The sequence below is a fragment of the Aquimarina sp. RZ0 genome, assembly GCF_008370685.1.
Lineage (GTDB): Bacteria > Bacteroidota > Bacteroidia > Flavobacteriales > Flavobacteriaceae > Aquimarina.
The window spans coordinates 1-501 of sequence record NZ_VTZU01000259.1 but is presented as its reverse complement, the minus strand read 5'-3'; the positions used below and the strand labels follow the sequence as shown (position 1 = coordinate 501).

At 36.3% G+C, this 501-nt stretch carries 1 pseudogene; it reads right to left on the bottom strand.

What is annotated here, in order from left to right:
- Positions 1-501: pseudogene (locus F0000_RS27560) on the bottom strand (phenylalanine 4-monooxygenase); the annotation flags it as partial.

The following is a 501-nucleotide window of genomic DNA, read 5'->3' as shown; positions in this document are numbered from 1 at the left end:
GGTTCTGATTGCTGATTTTGTATTGCTGTAATTCGATTTTCTGCGATCTGGATTTCTTCAGGTTTAGTATCAGCTGCTTCTTTTAGAATAGAAAGCGTTCTTACTGCATCATACATATCATAATCTTTTTTAGAAGAAATGGCTTTGCATCCAATTTTACCAAAACGTCTTAGGTATTCCGCATAGTCAGGGTTGGCAATGATAGGAGCATGACCCGCTGCTTCATGAATGATATCAGGGGCAGGAGTATATTCTATATTTTCCAGTTGCCTAATGTCTGAAGCAATTACAAGAATATTATAAGCCTGAAACTCCATAAAAGCATTAGGGGGGAATAAAACCATCTACAGCTACTGCCGCCCAACCAATTTCTTTAAGAATTCGATTCATACCATACATACTTGGTATTTTATTAATAGAAATTCCTGTTTTCTCTAATCCTTTTAGATATGAGTGGTGGGCAACTTTGCTTAATGACGCAATATTTTTGCGCATTACATA